The 411-nt window shown below is 51.3% G+C and carries 1 pseudogene; it reads right to left on the bottom strand.

Annotated features, from left to right (window positions below):
- Positions 1-411 (bottom strand): annotated as a pseudogene (locus C1I92_RS35980) (formate/nitrite transporter family protein); the annotation flags it as partial.

Here is a 411-nt window from a genome sequence, read left to right as displayed (position 1 = left end):
GCTGACCGTCAGTGCAGGAAAATTGTCTGCGCTACTGTGCGCCAGTTGCCGAAGGGGCGTGGGGCAAAATGGCGAATGGCAATGGCGAACGGAATCACAAACAAATTGGCGATACAGTGCTCAAAGCCACTGGCGACAAACAGGGTGATGGGCAAAATCATAGCGACGATTTTGTCGCATAACGAACGCCCGCAATAACTCATCCACAGCGCCAGGCAAACCATCAGATTGCACATAATGCCGAGGCTGACAGATTCAGTAAATGTATGATGCATTTTGCCCTCGGCGCAGTGTAAAACCGCGACTCCCCACATCGCGTTTTCACTCATCACCAGCCCGGAAAACCAGATTAACAAACTGAAACAGGCAATACCTGCCAGATTACCGCAGGCCACCAGAAGTGCGTTAATC

Origin of the sequence: Jiangella anatolica (genome assembly GCF_003236295.1) — a bacterium.
GTDB lineage: Bacteria > Actinomycetota > Actinomycetes > Jiangellales > Jiangellaceae > Jiangella > Jiangella anatolica.
The sequence above is the reverse complement of the archived record's forward strand: the minus strand, read 5'-3'. Positions and strand labels throughout refer to the sequence as shown.